Origin of the sequence: Halobacillus mangrovi (genome assembly GCF_002097535.1) — a bacterium.
Lineage (GTDB): Bacteria > Bacillota > Bacilli > Bacillales > Halobacillaceae > Halobacillus > Halobacillus mangrovi_A.
On sequence record NZ_CP020772.1, the window covers coordinates 586222 to 608034 of the forward strand.

Below are 21813 nucleotides of genomic sequence, written 5' to 3' on the forward strand. Positions count from 1 at the left end.
CGCTACCTAAGGTGAACACCGCCTTTTTAGGCTCAAAATTGTATAAAAATACATCATATATAATAAATATTCATTTAATGGGGTGAAATGATGCAAGGATATCTTAATTTACAAGGAGGGCGTTCTTTCCAAGGGGAAGCCTCGCAAGAATGGAACGCACGCGTGCAAGGGGAAATCGTATTTTTTACTGGGATGACGGGTTATCAGGAAGTGTTGACTGACCCTTCCTACAAGGGACAAATCGTTGTCTTCACGTATCCATTAATCGGAAACTATGGAATCAACGAGCATGACTCTGAGAGTGAACAAATACAAGTGAGTGGAGTAGTTATGGCTCATTGTGCAGAACGAGCTACTCATTACCAATCGACCATTTCTTTGAAAAAATATTTAAATAAACACCATGTTCCTTTCCTAACAGGAGTGGATACAAGAGCAGTAACGAAGGTGATTCGCCAGGGGGGAACGCGTCAGGCGTGTCTGACCCAACAACCTTCAGAGGTTTTTGATATCCCAATGAAAGATCATGTTTATCAATCTAAAAGAGAAACCATTCACACCTATGGGGAAGGTTCAATGCATATTGCACTCATTGATTTTGGGTGGAAAAAATCGATATTGGCTTCTCTATTGGAAAAAGGGCTTAAAGTTTCGGTAATCCCTTTTACAGAAATTAAGCACCTTGATGAACTCAAACCAGATGGAATCGTTTTATCTAATGGACCAGGCAATCCAAAAGATGTGGAACCAGAATTACCAAAAATTAAAGAAGTACTTGATCGTCACCCGTCTTTTGGTATTTGTATGGGGCATCAAGTTATTGCTCTTGCCTATGGTGCAAATACGAAAAAATTAACTTTTGGCCATCGCGGAGCCAATCATCCGGTTAAAGATCATGTCACAGGAAAAGTCTTTTTAACATCACAGAATCACAACTATGTAGTTGATGGTCATAGCCTTGTAAATACACCGCTGGAGTCCCGGTTCTTCAATGTAAATGACGGGTCCAATGAAGGTGTAGCTCACAAAAATAAACCGATCATGTCCGCTCAGTTCCACCCGGAAGCGAATCCGGGTCCTGAGGACGCGGAATGGCTATTCAGTGATTTTATAGAAATGATCAAGATGAAAAAGGAGGAGAAGGCATATGTCTAAAAAAGTATTAGTCATAGGATCGGGGCCGATTGTGATTGGGCAAGCGGCTGAATTTGATTATTCCGGAACGCAAGGGTGCCTTGCTCTTCGCGAGGAGGGATATGAGGTTATCCTCGTAAATAATAATCCAGCGACGATCATGACCGATTATACGATTGCTGATGTCGTTTACAGCGAGCCGTTAACAGTGGAGAGCCTGACATCTATTATAAAAAAAGAAAAGCCTGATGCCTTATTAGCGGGGCTAGGAGGACAAACGGCTCTAAATCTAGCTGTAGAGTTAGAAAAAGCCGAAGTCTTGAAAACGTATGGTGTGGAGCTGCTAGGTACAAGTGTAAAGTCCATTCAGCAAGGAGAGGATCGCGAACTTTTCCGTGAATTGATGGATCGTCTGGGTCAGCCTGTACCTGAAAGTGAAGTTATTTCTACGGTGAAAGAAGCTTTAGAATTCGCTGAACACGTCGGATATCCAATAATCAGCCGACCGGCTTATACACTTGGAGGTCGCGGAGGCGGCATTGCTGAGAGCGAAAGCGAACTTAAAGAATTAATACAAAACGGACTTAAAGCAAGCCCTATCAAGCAAGTAATCATTGAGAAAAGTATCGCTGGTTTCAAAGAAATCGAATATGAAATTATGCGTGACGCCAACGGAACGTGCATCTCGGTTTGTAATATGGAGAATTTTGATCCGGTTGGTGTTCACACAGGCGATTCCATTGTAGTGGCGCCTTCTCAAACGTTGACAGATAAAGAATATCAAATGCTTCGTACAGCGTCGCTCGAGATCGTCTCCGCGTTAGAGGTTATCGGAGGATGCAACGTCCAGTTAGCCCTGGATCCATATAGCAATCGGTACTATGTAATCGAGGTTAATCCTCGTGTCAGCCGCTCTTCTGCTTTGGCATCGAAAGCTACAGGATATCCAATAGCAAAAATGGCAACAAAAGTGGCACTTGGTTATCCACTAGATGCATTAGAGAACCCATTAACTGGTCATACGTATGCCAGTTTCGAGCCTGCTTTAGATTACGTTGTTGTAAAGTTTCCACGCTGGCCTTTCGATAAGTTCTCTGAAGCCAACCGCAAGCTTGGGACGACGATGAGAGCCACTGGAGAAGTTATGGCAATTGACCGAACACTTGAAGGCGCCTTTCAAAAAGCGGTGCAATCTTTGGATACCCAACCCCCAGCAATCAGTCATGCAGAAGAACATCTGACAAAACCAACGGATCTCCGCTATTTTGCTATTTTGTCAGAATTACGTGCAGGGAAAACCATAGAAGAAATTCATAAAGTCACAGGCATCGATATGTTTTTCCTCGATGTGCTTATGAACTTGATTAATCTTGAAAAGACAATCAGCAAGTATTCCTTGACTACATTGCCAGTTGAAGTGTTAAAACAAGCGAAGGTGTACGGATTCTCTGATTCTACGATCGCTTCATTGATCGGGGAGTCAGGAGCAGAGGTGAAGAATTTAAGAAAAACCTATCACCTGGATCCACGCTATAAAATGGTTGATACGTGTGCAGCGGAGTTTGAAGCAGCCACTAATTATGTCTACAGCACCTATGCAGGAGAAAATGAAATCGAACCACTTGAAGCAACGAAAAAAGCGTTGATTATAGGATCTGGACCCATCCGTATCGGGCAAGGAGTCGAGTTCGATTATAGTGCTGTAAAAGCTATTGAAAGCTTACAAGAATTAGGCTGGACGACGGTCATGGTTAACAATAATCCGGAAACCGTCAGTACGGACTACGAAACGGCAGACCGTCTTTACTTTGAACCGATCACTAAAGAGGTCATTGCATCAATCGTTGAACATGAAAATATTGATCTCGTCTTTACGCAATTCGGTGGGCAAACCGGCATTAATATTGCAGAAGAATTAGCGGCGGACCACATTCCATTAGCAGGCGTAAGTGCTGATACCCTTGCTGACCTTGAGGATCGGGATCGTTTTTATACAGCTTTGAATCATTTAGATATTCCCCACGTTCAAGGAAGTACGTGTTATTCAAAAGAGGAAGCACTTCGTGCAGCCCATGAATATAAGTATCCTCTCCTTTGCCGTCCTTCCTATGTCATAGGCGGGCAGGGAATGGTCAAGGTCAATAATGATTCAGAACTTGAGAATGCATTACAAGGGACGGATGCTCGCCATTATCCGATTGTGCTTGATGAATTTATGATTGGGAAAGAAGTCGAAGTCGACCTGGTTGCAGATGGTCAGCATGCCTTCATTCCAGAAATTATGGAACATATCGAGCCAGCCGGTGTGCACTCGGGTGACAGTATGGCGATCTACCCAGCCACCATACCAGAAGAAATAAAAGAAATGGTTTATCAATATAGTGAACAAATCGTGAAGCATTTTCATTATAAAGGGATTATGAATATCCAATTTTTATGGCAAGGGGACGAAGTATTCGTTCTAGAGGTGAACCCACGAGCAAGTCGTACGGTCCCAATTATCAGCAAAGTGTCCAATCGGTCACTGGTCGATCTCGCTATAAAGGTTTTAGCAGGAGAGCCTGCCTTTGATTTTAAGGCGTTCAGCAGCATGGACTTGTCTTATGTCGCTGTTAAATACCCACTTTTCTCGTCCCATGCTTTACCAGAGCTCGACCATAAGCTGGGGGCGAATATGAAATCTACAGGGGAAGGAATGGCGATTGGCCGTACTGTAGAAGAAGCTTTAGCCAAAGTGTTTTCACATTTGCCGAACCCTTATCAAAACAAAGATAGTTGTTTTTTAGATGAGAAAGCGGTCTTTGATATACCCACAAGTACGTTAAGCTTTGAAGACTGGATTCAATCCAATGAAGCAGCTGTGTATTATAACGATCAGGATACTGAGGAAGCCAAAGAACGCCGAATTCAAGCATTGAAATATGGTATAACAGTTTTCAGTGAAAAATCGACTTTTGAAGCTTATTTAAAAGCTCTTACGTGTGAACGATTTGAGCCGATCCCATTACCCGGGAAGAAAACGGAAGGAGTGCAAGCAGGATGAATTTGATGGAACAGATGATGTCAACAAGTTATTCACTAAAAGGGAAGAATGTATTATCATGGCTTGATTTTTCTCAGACGGACGTCACCCAGCTGTTAGCTCAGGCCCAATACGTAAAAGAGAACCCTCATTCCTCAGCGTTAAGTGGTAAAACGCTTGCTATGATATTTGAAAAATCTTCAACAAGAACGCGCGTATCATTCGAAGTCGGGATGGTGCAAATGGGAGGACATGCGCTTTATCTGAATTCAAGAGACATTCAAATCGGTCGCGGAGAAACCATCGCGGATACGGCCAAAGTATTATCAGGTTATGTAGATGCGATTATGTTTCGTACAACTTCTCATGAAAAATTAAAAGAACTCGCGGACCATGCTACTGTTCCAGTCATCAATGGGCTTTGTGACATTTACCATCCTTGTCAGGCTCTTGCAGACATTTACACGATTCTTGAACTAAAGGGGCGTCTAAGCGGTCTTAAACTCGTGTACGTAGGAGACGGAAACAACGTGGCTCATTCGTTGATGATCCTTGCAGCTATGATGGGGATGGAGTTTGTCATTGTGACACCGAAAGGATATGAGCCAGACGCTGATATTGTTGAAAAGTCGAAAAAGCTGGCTAGCCGTTATCAAGGCTCGGTTACTATAAGTCATAATCCGATAGAAGCGGTTGAAGCAGCAGATGTTATTTATACAGATGTATGGACCAGCATGGGGCAGGAAGAAGAAGCGGAAGCTCGTCTGAAAGCTTTTGAAGAGTTTCAAGTAAATAAAACGTTGTTCTCTAAAGCAAAATCGAACGCTTCTTTTCTTCATTGTCTGCCTGCCCACCGCGATGAAGAGGTGACGGGCGAAGTAATTGACGGGCCGCAGTCGGCTGTTTTTCAGCAGGCTGAAAATCGTATGCATGTTCAAAAAGCTATTTTGCAAGCCGTCATTGGTTCCTGGTAATTTACAAATAATAACAAGAATAAAAAGATGGGTACAGCTAGTATGATATAGAATGAAAGGGTATGGCTTAGAAAAAAGTTAAAAACTTTATCGAATGGCTACGAATATGATCGAATGGGGATTTTTTAAAAGGTAAATGACATTTTTTGTGGAAATAGTTATGGAGAGTGATCAAACAAAAAAGGAGTGGCCCTATAATGAGCGAGCAAGTTTCAACAGCTGTGGAACCTAAAGTCGTCAAGAAGTCCAACTTCAAAGTGGTCGGCACTTATTGTCAAACGATGATGGATGAAAGGGAAGTGAAAATTCCCCGGTTGATGGAGCATTTTCATACGTCCAAGTTGCACAAGGTGAAGAATCGAATCAATAATCCTAATTCTATTGGAATGTTTGTCGACCCACCGAACTGGAACGAAGCCACAGAAGCTTTTTATTGGATTGCCGCCGTTGAAGTGGATAGTTTTGAGAAGATTCCGCAAGACATGATTACAAAAACCATTCCTGCTCACAAATATGCCGTTTTAGAATATGACCCGTCTGTTCATGATTTCAACCCATACCCATATTTGTTTCAATGGATCAAAAGTAAAGGTTATGAGCTCGTTGAAGGGTTTGGATTTGAAGAATACCACCCTTACACCGGTACGGAAACAAAATTTACACTCTATCTTCCAATTAAATAACCAAAAAGCAAGGGTTGCTTAAATGCTGCCCTTGCTTTTTTAAGTTAAAAAGGAGATGCCAAAGTAAAGAACAGCAGCTACACCAGCGGCAATCAACGCTGGCTTCAGCTTGAATTTTGCATACTTGATAGCATTCAAATTCAAAATACCGGCTGTCGTATTCGTATCATCGCTGAGGGGAGAAGAAAAAGCTCCGAATGTTCCGCTCGCAAATACGGCACCAATGACCAAAGGCAATGGGCTACCTGCCACTGTGGCGATTGACACTCCTACGGGCATTAGGATCCCCCATGTTCCCCAGGAGGAGCCGATAAAATACGATAACCCACAGCCGATGATAAATATAATAGCAGCAACAAAACCTGGAGGAATCCAGTCAAAAGAAGTTGAAATCGTATCAGCGAATTTCAATTCCTCCGACCCTTTGCTTAAGCCCCAGACCATCGCAAGTAAGAGAATAACCCCCATCATCTCATTTCCGCCATCGATTAAATAATTCATCATTTTTCGAAGCGGCTCTGAAATAATTTTCAAATAGATCACAAAAAGGATAACAGTTAAAACGACCCCTAAGACCATCGCATCAAGGACGTTCGCATTAATTAACGCTTCAAACCCTTCTTTTCCGTTTCGTATTCCAACCATATACATAAAAAAGAAGGTGAGTACGATGACACTGGCTAACGGAATGATCAAGTGCCAGGGTTTGGAAGGGAGATCCTTTGTCACAGCAGGGTGACAGTCTTCCCACTGATCATCATCTTCTTTGTGTTCTTCGACTCCTTCTTCTGCATCCGTGGCTGATTTCTTGCTATGATGAAAAAAACTTAAGTAAAAACCTAAAATCAGCATAGAAAAAGCGAAGAAATTATAAGGAATGCTTTGGATGTATAGAGAATAAGCATCTCCTTCGGTGCCAGCTTGCTGGAGAGATAATTCAATGACTGAGGTCATATACCCGACGAAAGCTGTGGCCACAGGAATTAAAACAACGAGAGGGGAGGCAGTTGTTTCAATGACGAATCCAAGCTCCTGCTTTGTCATCGGGATTTTCTTTCTCATCGCTTTCATGACAGGACCAATGGTAACGATTCGAAAGCTCGGGGCACTAAAAGTTCCAAGCGAAGAAAGCCAAGTTAAGATGAAGGCGCCTCGTTTTTTGTCAATCCGCTCTGTGGCAGCCTGCACAAACCCTTTTATTCCACCGGACATCTTCACAATTCCGATTAAAGCAGAGAAAGCATAAAGGAAGATGATAATCTTTAGATTGTTTTCATCGGTCAATCCTTGAATTATAAAAGAAAGAGCAGTCATCATTCCTCCAAGCCAATGAGGATCGACAAGGTACCCAGCGACAATCACAGCGAAAAGCAGGCTTGGGATGACTTGTTTTGTCCAGATGGCTGCGATGATAACAACGATGAAAGGAATAATAGAAATCCATTCCATTTTATGTACCTCATTTCTCTACCGTGATTTTACTAGCATGTGTGATTATAGGAGAAGCTATTCTTACTTAAACGGCTACTGTAAAAGGATTACGCTATAACAAAAGCGAATATAAACATAAAGATATATTGGTAAATGGGAGTGGTTTTTATGTCATTTTTGGAAAAAAGTGTTGTCATTAAAAAGCCGGTTGAAGAAGTTTTTGAAGCGGCTACCGATTTCAGTAAGAGTCCTGAGATGATGGACGCTGTTGTAGACGTGGAAATTCTCAGTGAAGGGCCTGTCAAAGAGGGCTACAAATTTAAAGAGACACGAGAAATAAGAGGAAGAAAAGCCTCTTCTGTTATTGAAGTCACTGATTTTGAGCAGAATAAGCACTATTCGGTGCGCAGTGTACAAAATGGATTGGATTTGCGTTACCACTACAATTTTGTGGAAACGACAGAAGGGACGCGTGTCGAATTCAAAGGGGAATTGTTCACGGAAGGTTTGCGTAATAAACTTGCTCAGCCTTTGATTAAACGGATTATTAAGAAGGAAGACGAGAACCATCTTGAAGATATGAAAAAGCATATCGAAACGTCGGTATCATAATGGTATAATAGAAATAAGCTATGGATTTTATATGAAAGGTCTCATCGCCATCTTGGATGGGATGGGACCTGTTTTTTTAATGGAAGAAGAAAGGAAATGAATAGATATGATAGATAATAAACAGGAGTGGATGGATTCACTTCCTTCTTACTTGAAAGAAGCATGGGAAGAAGCTGAGTATGAATCTTTAACAGCCGTTCAGGAGCAGGCGATTCCATTTATCCTGAATGGGGAGGATGTGTTGGCGGAAGCCCCTACAGGAAGCGGAAAAACTTTGGCCTATCTCATTCCTCTGCTCAAGAATATCAATCCAGAACAAAAACGTACCCAAGTTCTAATCATGGCGTCTTCTCATGAGCTTGTCATGCAAATCTTTCACGAGGTGCAAGCGTGGACAAAAGGAAGCAGCATAGTTAGTGCTTCCTTAATCGGCGGCGCAAATATAAAGCGCCAGATGGAAAAGTTGAAGAAAAAGCCTCAAATTGTCGTTGGAACACCTGGACGTATCCACGAGCTCATGAATAAGAAAAAGCTTAAAGCACACGAAATTCAGTCCCTTGTTATGGACGAGGCTGATCAATTGCTTGTACCCGAGCACATCCAAACGGTAAAGAGCATTTTGGACAGCACCATGAAAGAGTGTCAAACACTTCTTTTCTCTGCCACTTTACCAGAGGAGGTTTTAGAGCTAGCTCATGAGTTCATGGATGAAAACGCGGAAGTGATCCGTGTTTCAGAGGAACAGATGAAGCCCGAAGTCAACCATACGTACATCGTATGTGAAGATCGTGATAAGAAAGAGATGGTTCGTAAATTGGCTCATATAGACGGTTTTAAAGGACTCGCTTTCATGCAGGATATTGCTAAGTTGAATATTCTAGCTGAAAAGCTTACGTATCAACATCTTGACTTAGGCCTGCTTCACAGTGATGCAAAAAAAGAACAGCGAGCTAAAGCGATTAAGGAATTCCGTAATGGGGAATACCATTTATTACTAGCTACAGACGTTGCGGCGAGAGGACTCGACATTAAAGACATCACCTATATCGTCAACTTGGACATGCCGAAAGAAACGACATCGTATATTCACCGCTCAGGCCGTACAGCTCGTATCGGAGCGAAGGAAGGTACTGTCGTTTCCCTTGTTAACCCTGTAGAGGAGAAGCGGTTAAAGAAACATGCACGGGATCTAGGCATTCATTTAGAAGAGAAAGTTGTGTACAAAGGCCGCTTGAAGGACGCTTAAACTCATAGTTATATACACCTTAGATAGGAGAGGCTGACATGCTGAAAAGAATCTTTGTTACTGTCATTGCCGTCATTGCCATTGGACTCCTTTTTACAACAGGATTTTATCAACAAATTCAAAAGCCGAAAGCAGCCCTGGATAAAATTACAGAACCCGTTCAAAACTGGTTTGAAAGGAACGATATTGATCACACCAGTCCATTATTAGAATCGTTGAAGGAATTTTTCGAGACAGGAGAAATGCCTGAGTGGACGATCGAAAGAAAAGAGACTATTCCTGCAGAGCCTGTGAATGGAAATAAAGAAGGAAACACTCAGGAATCAACAACCAAATTAGAAGAACAGTCCCCTTCTGTCTATGAGAGAACCGTTGTAGAGCTTGTGAATGAGGAGAGGAAAAAGCAGGGGCTGCCTCCTTTAGAGATGCATGAGCGCTTAAGTGATCTGGCGAGAGTAAAATCTCAAGATATGGCTGATAAACAATATTTCAGTCACACTTCTCCCACCTATGGTTCCCCTTTTGATATGATGAATCAATTTGATTTTAACTATCGTGCAGCAGGGGAGAATATTGCTGCTGGACAGCGAACTCCGGAAGAGGTCGTTGAAGGGTGGATGAATAGTGAGGGGCACCGGGAAAACATATTGAATGACGCTTTTACACATATTGGCGTTGGCTATGTAGAAGATACCGGGCCTTATGGTACGTACTGGACTCAAATGTTTATGAAACCTATATAATCAAAGGAAAGCCTCTCAAGATTTTGCCGGATGGCCATGTCTTAGAGAGGCTTTTTTACATGTTTTTTTCATTGGTTAAGGAGTGTACATAGCCTTTTACAGTCATACGATCTGTTTCCTTTTCTGCTCGAGACCACTGAAAAACAATCAGCCAAAGCGTTACTAACATGAAGATCATTCCGGAGTACATATAACCTGAGGTCGGACGTGATGCGTAAAAATAATAACTCAATTCATGGTAAGTGAAAAACAGTATCGTCGTAAGCGTGAAGTATCCAAACTTATGGATAAATGACAAAGGTTTTATAAATGTACAACGAAGTATGAGAGGGGCCCAATAGACAATGGAACAGATGATAAGCAGCATGACGTGAATAGGGTAACCGACTCCTTTAGGTATCATAAGGGAGAGTTCATAACTGAGTAAGGTACCCATGAAAAAAATAAAAGTGCTCAGTACGAGTCGCTGGCTGAGATGGACCACCCAGCGGAGTGATTTTCTAAACCAAAGATGGTATCGGTTAGCCAACAAAATTAAAGAGGGAGCAATAATGAAGGAACAGAAGCTTCGTACTAAATTTTCAACTATATGACTTCCGTTTAAGTTGATAAAACTTATTGTAATGATGGATAAAATGGTGAGAGCGATCCATAGCGTTCTAGTTGGGGACCCTGACTTGATAAAAGTCATTCGATGATCATCTCCCTGCAATCTTTGGTTTAATTTTCCCCATATCGTCTGGATTAAACGCTAAGAGTACTTCATACTTAATTTTAATGTGAATGATTTGAATTTTTTATAAATAAATACAGGAAGTTTGTAATGGTTAATGGTATAATTTCATAGTTGAATTCTGAAAATTTTGTTAAAATATGGGAAAGTTAAGAAATTCAAATGAATATAGAAAGAAGTGGAATGTGATGAGTGGTATCGATCGTTTGACGGCTAAAAACTCTGCCATCGCAAGCGTTCTTCATATGACCCAAGACTCCATCGCAATCATTGAGAGGAAGAACAGCAGCTGGTTCTATACATATATGAATGAAAGCATGAAGGATCAATACGGAGATCAGACAGGGAAAGAGATTGTTCAAGCACAGTCCTACCTATTAGGCACCCAACTGTCCCTGGCTGTAGAGGAGGCTGATAAAGAGGTTACAGCTGAACCGCAATGCTTTTCCTGGTCCTATCATGAAGCTTTTTTACACCAGGTTGAAAAGTCAAAGACCTACCTGATCACTGTCAAAACCTTGCCTAGAACTTTAAGTGTAGATGTTATTGGAGATACTCCCTATGAAGCTTTAGTGGAGATGTCTCCGGATTCGATATTTGTATATGATCACTTGGATCGAATCGTATATGTGAATAACGCTGCATTAAGGTTGTTAGGGGCGTTAGAGAAGACAGATATCATTGGAAAAAACATAGGTGTCCTGTTCGTTGATGAGCATCAGTCACGGGGCAGAATAATTTCTCAAAGTAAAAGCCCTTCCCTGGTAGAGAGACAGATCAGACGATTTGACGGGAGGCTTGTTGATGTAGAATTAAACAGCGGGTTAATCGTCCGTGGAAACAGAGAACTTACACAAATCACTTGCAGAAATGTTACGGAACGAAGAAGACAATTAAATGAGTTGAAGGAAATGGCCTACTACGACCAATTGACCCAAGTGTACAACCGCAGGTATTTTTTTGACCAGCTTCAGAGAGAAATAGAAAATACAGATGAAAATAGTTCCTTGCTCTCAGTTTTATTTATTGATTTAGATAACTTTAAGGAAATCAACGATCATTACGGTCATCAAATTGGAGATGAGGTCCTAATCATTTTCACCAAACGGGTAAAACAAATGTTACGAGTAACGGATACTTTCTCCAGGCTTGGCGGCGACGAATTTGTTGTTATACTTTCGAATCTAAAATCAACAGAGGTTCCTCCACGGATTGCCGATCGGATGATGGAAAAAATTATTCAGCCGATTACTATAAATGGGTTCACTCTGTTCATCAGTGTTTCAATAGGTATTGCAAGCTACCCTGAACATGGGGGGAATCTTGAGATGCTAATGACAAACGCCGATCACGCGCTTTATGAAGCGAAGAAAAAAGGGCGGAAGTGTATAGAAGTGTACCGGATGTAAAGAAACAAAAGCTTCTCAGTAGAGGAGCTTTTTTCTTTCTAAAAGCTGATCGGATAAATATGCCTATAATAGGGTTTATATCATTAAATAGCAGTTAGTTGGACATCCGATTGCAAGATATTTTGGGTTCGTACCAGAGAATGAATTAGGGATGGATGGAAAATAACTCGCTTTCCTGCGGGGGAACTGGCAAGCCTCCTCGTTCGCTACGCTCTCTGTGGGGTCTCGCCTAGCTCCTTCTCCCGCGGGAGTCTCGTCATTTTCCATCCATCCCAGCTTTCATTTGACTAACGAACCCATCCGAGTGACTTTAATGAATTCTTCTTATAGCTTGAAGTGACATTAGAAGACTTTTCTTATAGGGTTTCTGATTTACTTCTACATTGAATAACAAACATTAAAAAGCCCTTACTTCTTATGAGGGCGTTTACGGTCAGTCAATTAATAGCAAGGTGAGAGGAGGAATTGTGAGACTCCTGCGGGAATGGATGGGCTGGGAAGATCCCGCAGGTTGGTAAACCGAGGAAGCTTGCCGTCATCCCCGCGGAAAGCGAGCAATTTCACCGAACACCTATCCTGATGCTAGGTAACGGAAACACTACAATATGTGAATAGTTATCTTGAAATTGAGGTTTAAGGAATAGGAGGTTTTTGTGGTGGAAGGGATTTCATTTAATTATCGAGATGGATAATCTTTGATATAGTAAGGTTTAATAGAAAATGGAAAGGGGAGATGGTTATGGAAATTAGAGAACTCCATTCTTTAGACGGAATAGATCTGCTGAAAATGATGGAAGAGAAAAAACTCAGCCGTGAAGACATCATTGATCATTATAAAGCTGTGATAGATAGAAAAAATCCTTTTCTTAACGCTGTCGTACATAAAACCTATGAGGAAGAGGCGGAAGAAGGAAAGTTCCAAGGACTTCCTTTTCTCATAAAAGACTTAAACGCTATGAAAGGTTATCCTCTAAGCTTTGGCTCCAAAATCATGAAGGGATTTGAAGCGTCTGCAGACGATGAGATCGTCAGACGGTTTAAAAGGGCAGGCTTGACGATTCTAGGCAAAAGCAACACACCGGAATTTGGTTTTACACCTGCTACAGAATCCGTCCATCTAGGGTTTACAAAAAACCCCTGGAACCCGGATTATTCGCCGGGCGGATCCAGTGGAGGAGCTGCGGCTGCCGTAGCTTCAGGGATGGTTCCTTTCGCTCATGCCAGTGATGGAGGAGGCTCTATACGTATTCCTGCTTCAAACTGCGGACTGTTCGGAATGAAACCCACGAGGGGGCGGACTCCTTTTTCCATGCGATTGAATAGTTTAGCTGTCAGTCACGCGTTAACTCGTTCGGTCCGTGACAGTGCTGCTCTCTTGGATGTATTGGAAGGTCCGCAAATAGGGGATTTATTCGCAACTCCTCAACGTGAAGGCTCGTATACGGAGAGAATCAAAGAACATTTACCTCCACTAAAAATCGCTTATCTAGCGGATTTTAAAGACTTGATGGATATAGAGGAGAATGTTGTAGAAGCTGTGGAAAAGACCGCTCGTCTATGTGAATCTCTCGGACATCATGTGGAGATTGATTATCCTGACTTTGACCTTCACCGATTTATGGATGCATTTGTAACCGTCTGGGTAGTAGGAGGGGCATTAGCAGTGAAAGAGGCTGCAAGGATAAATGGAAAAGAAGCTTCTGCTCATAACTTGGAGAAAATGTTATATACGTTGATCGAAAAAGGTTCTAGCTATTCAGCTATGGAATATGAAAAAGCGCGTGTGTATCTTGCTGATGAAAGTGCAAAAGTTTACAGGTTTTTTGAAAAATATGATGTGCTATTGACTCCTGTCACATCGAAGTCTGCCTTACCTTTAGGATGTTACAATGGAGAACAAAAAACAATTGATGAAATTTTAGCGGTCTCTGCTCAATATGCCCACCTATCGCCAGTGGCCAATGTAACAGGCCAGCCGGCCATGAGTGTTCCGTTGTATTGGAATGATGAGAATGTGCCAATTGGTTCTCATTTTATGGGGAGATTTGGAGATGAAGCCACTTTATTTAAATTGGCTGCTCAGCTGGAAGAGGCAAATCCATGGTGGAATCGATATGAACAACTGGTATAACAAATAGGGAACCTTATCTTTAAGAATAGGGTTCCCTAATTTGTTTCATTACGAAGCTTTGTGATTTGCTCATTTAACTTTTCAATATCTATATCCGTCCGGGAGTCTTTTGAAAGGTTATACTTCTCTTTGGTTCTTAAGATTCTGGTGACACTGTCATCAATTTGTTTTTCCGAAATTGCACCTTCCTTGACCGCTTTTAACAAAGCTTCTTTGACTCTATTAAAATTCTTGTTTCTTGTATCTGTTAATAATACCATGTCTGATCCTGCCTGTATCGCATTAATCGCAGCTTCATTTGTTCCGAAGTTTTTTGAAATGGCCCCCATACCCATATCATCGGTTATAACAAGTCCATCGAAGTCTGCTTTCTCTCTCAACAGGTTTTGGATGATTGTTGAAGAGAATGTGGCCGGCTGTTCTTCATCCAATTCAGGAAATAAGATGTGAGCAGTCATTACGGCATCTGCACCTTGATCAATTGCTTCCTTGAATGGATTTAATTCGAAGTCATCAATCTGAGACATTGACTTTTCAATAACAGGCAGATTGACATGTGAATCTACGGAAGTGTCCCCGTGTCCAGGAAAATGTTTAAGGACAGGAATAATCCCTTCAGATTGAATCCCTTTCATTTCAGCTACTCCCATTTGAGTCACACGCTTAGGCGTATCACCAAACGAGCGGTCACCAATGACTTGATTGTCAGGATTGTTATTGATATCGAGGACGGGCGCAAAGTTCATATTAAGTCCAAATGCTTTTACTTTCCTTGCTAACAATTCCCCTGCAGTAAACGCAAGTTCAGGATCATTTTCCGCCCCGATCTCGTAGCTGGAAGGAAGTTTTTTCAATGGTGTGGGAATTCGGCTGACACGCCCGCCTTCTTCATCGACCCCTAGAAACAGTGGGGTAGGGTTTGTTGCGTTCGCCTTTTTCACTCCGTTAACTAGTGATTGAAATTGGTCACTGTTCTGTATGTTTCTGCCTAAGAAAATCACACCACCAACTTTGCCGTCAGCTATCATTTTTTCTTCTGATGGGGTTAGGGTCGTTCCTTCCACCCCAACATAGAACAATTGAGTGATTCTTTCTTCTAAAGGCATTTTTGAAACTGTGGCAGACACTGCCGGCTTTAGTTCAGGAGTAGCTAGTGAAGTCTCTTTCCACAAGTGTTTACTGTGGGAGGCCGCTGTTTTCGCTTTCTCCTTTTCTTCTTGGGGAGAGGATTGACTGTTCACCAGGGTGAAAGTCAATCCTATTACAACTAACGCTCCTATGATTATGATAAGTGGTTTCATACAGCCTCCTAGTTATGTAGTAGTAACGATTAGTTTCATTATAATTTTTACCGCGTCTGACATTATTAAACCGCTCCAATGTTAAAAATGTTTTTTCAGCCAACCACATGTAATGGTTTCTACTTCGTTTAGGTGCTCCATAAAGCTGTGTTGAGCACCTTTTATTATTTCTAGCTTCGAATTCTCTGGAAGCCATTTCATTCCCTTTTTGGTGAGCGGCATCAAAATTTTCTCTTCCCCTTGGTCACCATGAACAATCAGTGTCGGACATGTGATCTTAGATAAAAGTTGCTGTTGGTCACATTGTTCGAAATCCAATAACATTTGACGAGCAATTTTGAGTTCAGATCTATACGGGTCTTCAACTGGTAGAGTCAGTAGCCCCGTTGCCGAGAGCTCCTTCAATTGGGGTGGGCTAAACTCCTCAGTCCAGTCATAGCGAACGGGCCCAGTGCCCGCTCCTGTTAATAACAAAGTTTTAACATAGGAAGAGTTGTAGGCTTCTAGACAAACACGTGCTCCTAAACTATGACCATACAAAGCAATCTTCTCAAATCCAAGTCCTAAAGAGTAATTGATGGCAGCAGTTAAATCCATCACTTCACCAGATAGTGTGAGAGGACGATCCTCACTGTTGCCGCATCCACCAAAATCAAATCGCAAGACACTGTATCCCATCTGTTGGAATGTTGCCGCGAAGCGGTCAAACCTCCCATTGGAAGATCGATTGGAACGGAAGCCATGACACATGATCACCAATTTTCCATTCGTCCCCTTTTGCAAAACCCCAGAAAGTCGTAATCCCGAATTATTATAGAACGAAATATCCTCCATTATTTACCACCTCAGGTCATCCATTTATTCCCAAATATTTTGGCTGTTATTTCTATCTTAACATGTAAAATTTGTTTTTTATTTTTACGTTTTAAAGTAAATTATTTTACTTTTTGATGAAATTTATATTGCTTTATAACGTAATAAAGATTACGATAAAGCGTAACAGGAGGTAAATCATGGAACAACTACACTTAAATGTATCTTTGTTAAGAAGAAGAGTGCCTAATTTAACGAAAGCGGCCAAATCTGTAGGGTTAAGACCAGCGACAGTCTCCAACCTTTGTACAGGAAAAATTTCTGTAGGGAGGACAGAGGTGCGCACATTAGTCGCCTTAGCCAATTTAGCTGGCTGCAGTCTGGATGAATTAATTATTCAAGGGGAGCGATATGAGATGATTGAAACGGGAATCAAGTCGATCGATTTATTTGCACCTTTAGCTAAAAACGGTACAGCTGGATTAGTAGCCAGGCCAGGGATGGGACAATTAGTTGTCCTGGCTGAGATTTTCCATCGATTGAAGAACCATGGGTATAAGATTGTCTTATTGCATCCGGAAGGAGATCACCCTGAAGTCAATGATCTTAAAAAAGACCTTGATGTAATATGCTACACCGTTAAAGAAGCAGAAGAGGAAGTTCAGAAACTAGGAAAAGCAGAAGATGTCTTATTTATCGCAGATAGATCCTATGTAATTAAGGGAACCATCGTCAAGCTGCAAGAAAGTTGGAATGATCTGAAATCTGTCACCACATTTCTACTTGATCTTAAAGGGGAGGCTGTAGATGAAAACCTCCCTTATGGTCCACTAGAAACGCTTTGGCATTTTGATAGCGACTTGGCAGCGAGAAGAATCTATCCTGCGATCCACCCGTTGCAATCAACCTCTACAGTATTGGAAGGAGCCAATCTAGAACAAAATCATTTTTATATTCAGCAAAAGGCGAAGAAGCATCTACGCCGTTACAAGGAATTGCGTTCGATCGTTCAAGTTGGCGGGATGGATCCTCTATCATCCGCCGATCAACAGGTATACAAAAGAGGAGAACTCCTCGAAGCGTACCTAAGTCAGCCCTTTTATGTGGCAGAACCGTTCACTGGAGTAAAAGGTGAACACGTTCCTCTCGATCAAACCCTCATGGATACTCGGAAAATCCTTGACGGAGCAGAGGATCATAAGTTAGCCAAGGAGCTTATGTCTATAGGATCCCTTTTATAAAAAAGGAAGGCCGCCCTGTTCATAGGTCGGCCTCGCAAACTATAATGGTTAGGAAAAGGGGGAGAAGAATGGACTATATTACTTATTTGCGTTCGATGGTCGGAAAAGAAAAAGTATTAATGACGGTTTGCGGCAGTTTTGTTTTTGATGAGGAAGGACGTGTCCTTTTACAGCTGCGTTCAGACACAAAGGAGTGGGGGATCCCAGGTGGATTTATGGAGCTGGATGAAACAGTCGAAGATACTGCTCGTCGTGAAGCAAAAGAAGAAACAGGGTTGAATCTAGGCAAATTGGAGTTGTTTGGTGTATATTCAGGACCAAACTTACATAAAACCTTCCCAAATGGAGATCAAGTAGCCCTTGTGCAAATCCTTTTCTCCTGCCGTGACTTCTCTGGTTCATTTGAGCTTAATGATGAAGAAACCCTCGATGTGAGATTTTTCTCGATGGATGACCTTCCTGAGAATATCTTCGAAAAGCATCGCTGGTTCTTAAAGGACTTAATGGAGAAAAATCCTCCTGTCATTGGATGATGCAGTAGTGAATAATCTGTGGTAAACTGAATATAGATAAAAAGTGACTTGAATAAAAAAGAGGCCGCAGCGATAACTGCGGTCCTCTCCGATAGCGGTCCTCAGGGATCGGCTACTCACAGAGGAATAGACCTCTCCCGTTGGCAGACAGGAGGTCTATTTTTTATTGGTCAATTTAATGACCAACGCAAGCAGAGCAATAAGGAAAGTTCCGGACGAAAACAGAACCATGAACACCTCATAGATACTCAAAAAAGGCATCACCCCCTTTCACATATAATAAGGGGGCAGCCGACCTCCATATAATCGAACCGCTATCTGCTGTCATTGTATCATAGGAAATCTAGGTCATTGGGACGAAAATCAGCTCATGAAATTTTTTTATTAACCAAAAAATCATATTAGAACCTCTTCCATTAAGCCCACTATTCCTGAAGACCCGGTTTCGGGACTTTTGTGTGAGTGATGGTGGATGGGAAAACGACTCGCTTTTCGCGGGCATGTGTTGAGCCTCCACAAACTTCGTTCTCCGGGGTCTCATCTAACATGTTCATCCCACAGGAGTCTCGCCGTTTTCCCATCCACCATATGATATATCGATACTCGAAAAGTTTTTCTGGAATGTGACAAATCAAGTTGGTCCTATTAGCAATTCAGCATTGCCAAGATTTCGAGTCCCTCATTTGGAAAAGGGCGGTAGGGGAAAGGGTAAGACCACAGCAGTAAAAAGAGCTAGGGTAGACCCCGCAAGAGCGTAGCGAACGAGGGAGCTTGCCAGTTCCACCCCAGGAAAGTAAGTTTTCTCCGACCTCACCCAACTATATAAGTAACGGACCTTCACTAACAATCAAGTCTTTCACTATGCTTCTATTAACTTTGAATAAGTCCTTTGCCAACAGCTAGGCTTACATCCTCTCGTAGTATCATAATAAACATTCGAAACCAATGGGAAAATTTTTTCTTATAAAAAAACGGATACATAGTTTTAGGAAAAAACGGCCGGGGTATCTCCTGAAAATGTATTAATTAATCAAACATCCAGGAGGTATCATCATGTCGAAAGGAAAGAGTATACATGCCCTTGTCATCCTTATGTTCACCCAGTTCATTTCAGGCGGGGTTACGAACACTAAGGGTATTGTACTAGATCAAGTAGAAAAAGACTTAGGGCTGGATATGAGCCAGTTCGGTCTTGTCGTTTTTATTTTCCAATTAGGTTTTACGCTAGCCAGTGTGCTTATAGGCTATTATACCGATAAAAAAGGATTACGGATCATGACAACAATAGGGGCCATTGTCATGGGAATCGGATTCCTTGGCACAGGTTTAGCCCCTAATATTACGTTTTTCTTAGGCTTTTATATGATTGTCGGTTTTGGCTTAGGATCTTTAGGCGTGGCATCGAATGCGATCGTACCTGCAGCCTATCCTAAGAAGCAGAATCAAATGTTCAACTTTGCGATGGGAGTCTATGGACTGGGTATGGTCCTATTCCCTCAATTCTTGAATTATCTCTTTCAGTTTGCCTCTTGGCGTTATTTCTATATAGGAATTGCTGCAAGTCTCATTGCCGTCATTATTTATATTACGTCAGTCTCTTTTCCTTCTGGGAAAGCAGAAAAAATTGATTTCAAAGCATTTATTCCAATGCTGAAGGATGCTCAATTTGTATTTTTAATGGTATTCTTAGTCTTTGAGGTGTCCGCTGAAGTATCCTTTATGAATTTCTTCCCAACTTATCTGAAATCACTTGATTTAGGTGGGTTATCTACTACTGAAAAAGAAGACATGGTTGCGACTATTCTCTCTCTTTTCTCAGTATTCTTTATGATTGGAAGGCTGGCCATCGCTTATCTTACGAACTGGGTCAACGAACGAGTAATTCTTATTACGTTCTCAGCGGGTTCGTTAATGATGGTGGGAGTAAGCTTTTTGGTAGCCAATGATTTTCCTTACTTGTTCGCAGGAGCGGGCTTATTTTTCTCTACGTTATTCCCGACAGCCACAGCATTTGGTACGCAAATCTCTAAAACGAGCGGTTCAGCGCTTGGTTTAATCTATATCGCTGCGGGAATCGGCGGAGGAATTGCTGGTTACATTGTAGGCCTAGCTTCCGAAATCTTCGGCCAAGCCGGCGGTTTCAGTATCGTAATCATATTTCTTCTGTTAATGTTCCTGACAACATTCTTTATGAATAAAAATAAATCTAGTTATCATACAACCTAAGGAAAACATCGTCTGTACTCCAGGCGATGTTTTTTTCTCCTTCTTCATTTAAAGTGATATGCTAGTCATACATATAAATAACAGAATATGGTTTTCAGTCAGGAGGTTCTTCTATGTGGAAATGGTTGCCGGGTATGATTGTATTCCTTTTACTTATTACCTCCGGATGCGGAGATGATCCAAATGGTAAAAAGGAGGGGGATAAAAAAATGAAAGTTGAAGATATTGCAGGGGAGTGGAGGGGAGCGATTCAAGTCCCTAACCAGCCATTAGACATCGAGGTTACATTTGAAAAAGACAATGGAATAAAAGGTTCAATCACCATTCCTGCTCAAAATGTGGAAGGTTTCTCGCTGACAGATATCCAGCTTCAAGAACACGAGCTGTCTTTTCAGATGCCGGTTTCTGGCCAGTCTCTTGTCTTCAACGGAGTGGTAGAAGGAGATGATATCAAAGGGACGTTTACTCAAGCAGGTCAAAGCTTTCCATTTAATTTGAAAAAATCCTCTGGAGATCATAAGTCAAAACAAGATGAAGAAGAATTCATGACTGTAGAGACGGATACTGGAACGTTGTACGGCTCCGTTGTACTTCCTCGTAAAGGAGACGTCTTTCCAGTAGCTTTGATCATTCCAGGATCGGGACCTACAGATCGTAATGGTAATGGTCCGGGTGGCAAAAACAACAGTCTGAAGTTTTTGGCAGAGCAGCTGGCAGCACAGGGGATTGCGAGTGTAAGGTATGACAAACGAGGGGCAGGAAAAAATGCTCAAGCGATCATTCCTCAAGAAGAAATACGGTTTGAACAGTTTATTGAAGATGCTGGTAGGTGGATGGAAAAGATTAACAGGGATGCACGTTTTAATAAGTTAGCTGTTATTGGGCATAGTCAGGGGTCTCTAGTGGGTATGGCCGGGGCAAAAGAAGCGGACGTAGACGCTTTTGTATCAATTGCTGGAGCCGGGAGGTCGATCGATCAAATATTAAACGATCAACTTAAAGATAGTTTACCAGAGGATGCCTATCAAGAGAGCTTATCAATTCTTGATGCACTACGGAATGGGGATACCGTACCAGAAGTTAGTAACTCACTCCAGAGTGTCTTTCATCCATCTATACAGCCATTCCTTATGTCCTGGATGGAGTATGATCCACAAGAGATAATCAAGTCGTTAGAGGTACCGGTGCTTTTAGTGAGCGGAGAACATGATATACAAGTACCTGTAAAAGATGCTGAATTATTGAAAGAGGCCCAGCCTGAAGCAGAACTACTGGTGATTGAAAAGATGAACCATGTGTTAAAAGAAGCCCCTGAAGAGCGTGAAGAGAATCTCAAAACATACGGAGATCCATCGAAGCCTCTTGCAGAAGGACTCGTACAAGGAATAGTGGAATTTCTGAAAGAAAATGGATTCAACTAAATACTTCATAATACTCTAGTACTAATTTTTTGATTTAAGTGGCTTATTCTATAAAAGCTCCCTTATCCTAAAGACTCAGCTTCGAGGTTTATGGATGAATGTTTCCGTTTCGAAGTATTAGATAGGTGTTCGGGAAAATGGCTCGCTTTCCGCGGGGATG

18 protein-coding genes are annotated in these 21813 nt (G+C 41.8%); 13 read left to right on the plus strand and 5 right to left on the minus strand.

What is annotated here, in order from left to right; translation table 11 throughout:
* Positions 1–90 precede the first annotated feature (90 nt).
* The 4 genes from HM131_RS03015 (at position 91) to HM131_RS03030 (ending at position 5813) form a co-directional block, all read left to right on the plus strand.
* Positions 91–1155, plus strand: coding sequence for a carbamoyl phosphate synthase small subunit (locus tag HM131_RS03015; RefSeq protein ID WP_085027804.1), 1065 nt, complete (start codon positions 91–93; stop codon positions 1153–1155).
* The gene (locus HM131_RS03020; protein WP_085027806.1) at positions 1148–4177 is read left to right on the plus strand and encodes a carbamoyl-phosphate synthase (glutamine-hydrolyzing) large subunit; all 3030 of its coding nucleotides are present in this window, start codon (positions 1148–1150) and stop codon (positions 4175–4177) included. Before HM131_RS03015 ends, HM131_RS03020 begins: the two co-directional genes overlap by 8 nt.
* Positions 4174–5130 (plus strand): ornithine carbamoyltransferase, encoded by a 957-nt coding sequence (gene argF / locus HM131_RS03025; RefSeq protein ID WP_085027808.1) that lies wholly within the window; start codon positions 4174–4176, stop codon positions 5128–5130. The genes HM131_RS03020 and argF overlap by 4 nt, the downstream gene beginning before the upstream one ends.
* A gap of 197 nt (positions 5131–5327) precedes the next feature.
* The gene (locus HM131_RS03030; protein ID WP_085027810.1) at positions 5328–5813 is read left to right on the plus strand and encodes a GyrI-like domain-containing protein; all 486 of its coding nucleotides are present in this window, start codon (positions 5328–5330) and stop codon (positions 5811–5813) included.
* A gap of 39 nt (positions 5814–5852) precedes the next feature.
* On the opposite strand, the gene HM131_RS03035 is transcribed toward HM131_RS03030, so the two are convergent.
* Positions 5853–7262 (minus strand): Na+/H+ antiporter NhaC family protein, encoded by a 1410-nt coding sequence (locus tag HM131_RS03035; protein ID WP_085027812.1) that lies wholly within the window; start codon positions 7260–7262, stop codon positions 5853–5855.
* Between the two features lie 150 nt (positions 7263–7412).
* Here HM131_RS03035 and HM131_RS03040 point away from each other — a divergent pair, with 150 nt between their 5' ends.
* The 3 genes from HM131_RS03040 to HM131_RS03050 all read left to right on the plus strand — a co-directional run bounded on the left by HM131_RS03040 (position 7413) and on the right by HM131_RS03050 (position 9845).
* Positions 7413–7856 carry an SRPBCC family protein gene (locus tag HM131_RS03040; protein ID WP_085027814.1) on the plus strand — a complete coding sequence of 148 codons (444 nt, stop codon included), beginning with the start codon at positions 7413–7415 and terminating at the stop codon, positions 7854–7856.
* Between the two features lie 106 nt (positions 7857–7962).
* Complete coding sequence (locus tag HM131_RS03045) at positions 7963–9102, plus strand: DEAD/DEAH box helicase (RefSeq protein WP_085027816.1); 1140 nt, start codon at positions 7963–7965, stop codon at positions 9100–9102.
* Positions 9103–9140: 38 nt separating this feature from the next.
* A complete protein-coding gene (locus HM131_RS03050) occupies positions 9141–9845 on the plus strand; it encodes a CAP domain-containing protein (protein WP_085027818.1) in 705 nt (234 codons plus the stop codon).
* A gap of 55 nt (positions 9846–9900) precedes the next feature.
* Here HM131_RS03050 and HM131_RS03055 read toward each other — a convergent pair whose 3' ends face one another.
* Positions 9901–10536 carry a hypothetical protein gene (locus HM131_RS03055; RefSeq protein ID WP_085027820.1) on the minus strand — a complete coding sequence of 212 codons (636 nt, stop codon included), beginning with the start codon at positions 10534–10536 and terminating at the stop codon, positions 9901–9903.
* 230 nt (positions 10537–10766) lie between these two features.
* Between HM131_RS03055 and HM131_RS03060 the strand changes: the two genes are divergently transcribed.
* On the plus strand, positions 10767–11987 hold the full coding sequence (locus HM131_RS03060) for a sensor domain-containing diguanylate cyclase (RefSeq protein ID WP_198162707.1): 1221 nt from the start codon (positions 10767–10769) through the stop codon (positions 11985–11987).
* Between the two features lie 739 nt (positions 11988–12726).
* Complete coding sequence (locus tag HM131_RS03065; RefSeq protein ID WP_085027824.1) at positions 12727–14118, plus strand: amidase; 1392 nt, start codon at positions 12727–12729, stop codon at positions 14116–14118.
* 35 nt (positions 14119–14153) lie between these two features.
* Here the strand turns inward: HM131_RS03065 and nagZ are convergent, their stop codons facing one another.
* Entirely contained in the window at positions 14154–15419 is a 1266-nt protein-coding gene (gene nagZ, locus HM131_RS03070) for a beta-N-acetylhexosaminidase (protein ID WP_085027826.1), read from the minus strand.
* Between the two features lie 81 nt (positions 15420–15500).
* Positions 15501–16253: an alpha/beta hydrolase gene (locus HM131_RS03075; RefSeq protein WP_085027828.1), complete on the minus strand. Its 753-nt coding sequence runs from the start codon at positions 16251–16253 to the stop codon at positions 15501–15503.
* 179 nt (positions 16254–16432) lie between these two features.
* Here HM131_RS03075 and HM131_RS03080 point away from each other — a divergent pair, with 179 nt between their 5' ends.
* Both HM131_RS03080 and HM131_RS03085 read left to right on the plus strand, forming a co-directional pair.
* The gene (locus tag HM131_RS03080) at positions 16433–17473 is read left to right on the plus strand and encodes an ATP synthase beta subunit C-terminal domain-containing protein (RefSeq protein WP_085027829.1); all 1041 of its coding nucleotides are present in this window, start codon (positions 16433–16435) and stop codon (positions 17471–17473) included.
* 68 nt (positions 17474–17541) lie between these two features.
* Positions 17542–18006 carry an NUDIX hydrolase gene (locus HM131_RS03085; RefSeq protein ID WP_085027831.1) on the plus strand — a complete coding sequence of 155 codons (465 nt, stop codon included), beginning with the start codon at positions 17542–17544 and terminating at the stop codon, positions 18004–18006.
* 156 nt (positions 18007–18162) lie between these two features.
* Here HM131_RS03085 and HM131_RS21025 read toward each other — a convergent pair whose 3' ends face one another.
* A complete protein-coding gene (locus tag HM131_RS21025; RefSeq protein ID WP_269749108.1) occupies positions 18163–18267 on the minus strand; it encodes a putative holin-like toxin in 105 nt (34 codons plus the stop codon).
* Positions 18268–19059: 792 nt separating this feature from the next.
* Here HM131_RS21025 and HM131_RS03090 point away from each other — a divergent pair.
* Positions 19060–20232 (plus strand): MFS transporter, encoded by a 1173-nt coding sequence (locus HM131_RS03090; RefSeq protein WP_085027833.1) that lies wholly within the window; start codon positions 19060–19062, stop codon positions 20230–20232.
* Positions 20233–20345: 113 nt separating this feature from the next.
* Positions 20346–21653, plus strand: coding sequence for an alpha/beta hydrolase (locus tag HM131_RS03095; protein ID WP_085027835.1), 1308 nt, complete (start codon positions 20346–20348; stop codon positions 21651–21653).
* Positions 21654–21813 lie beyond the last annotated feature (160 nt).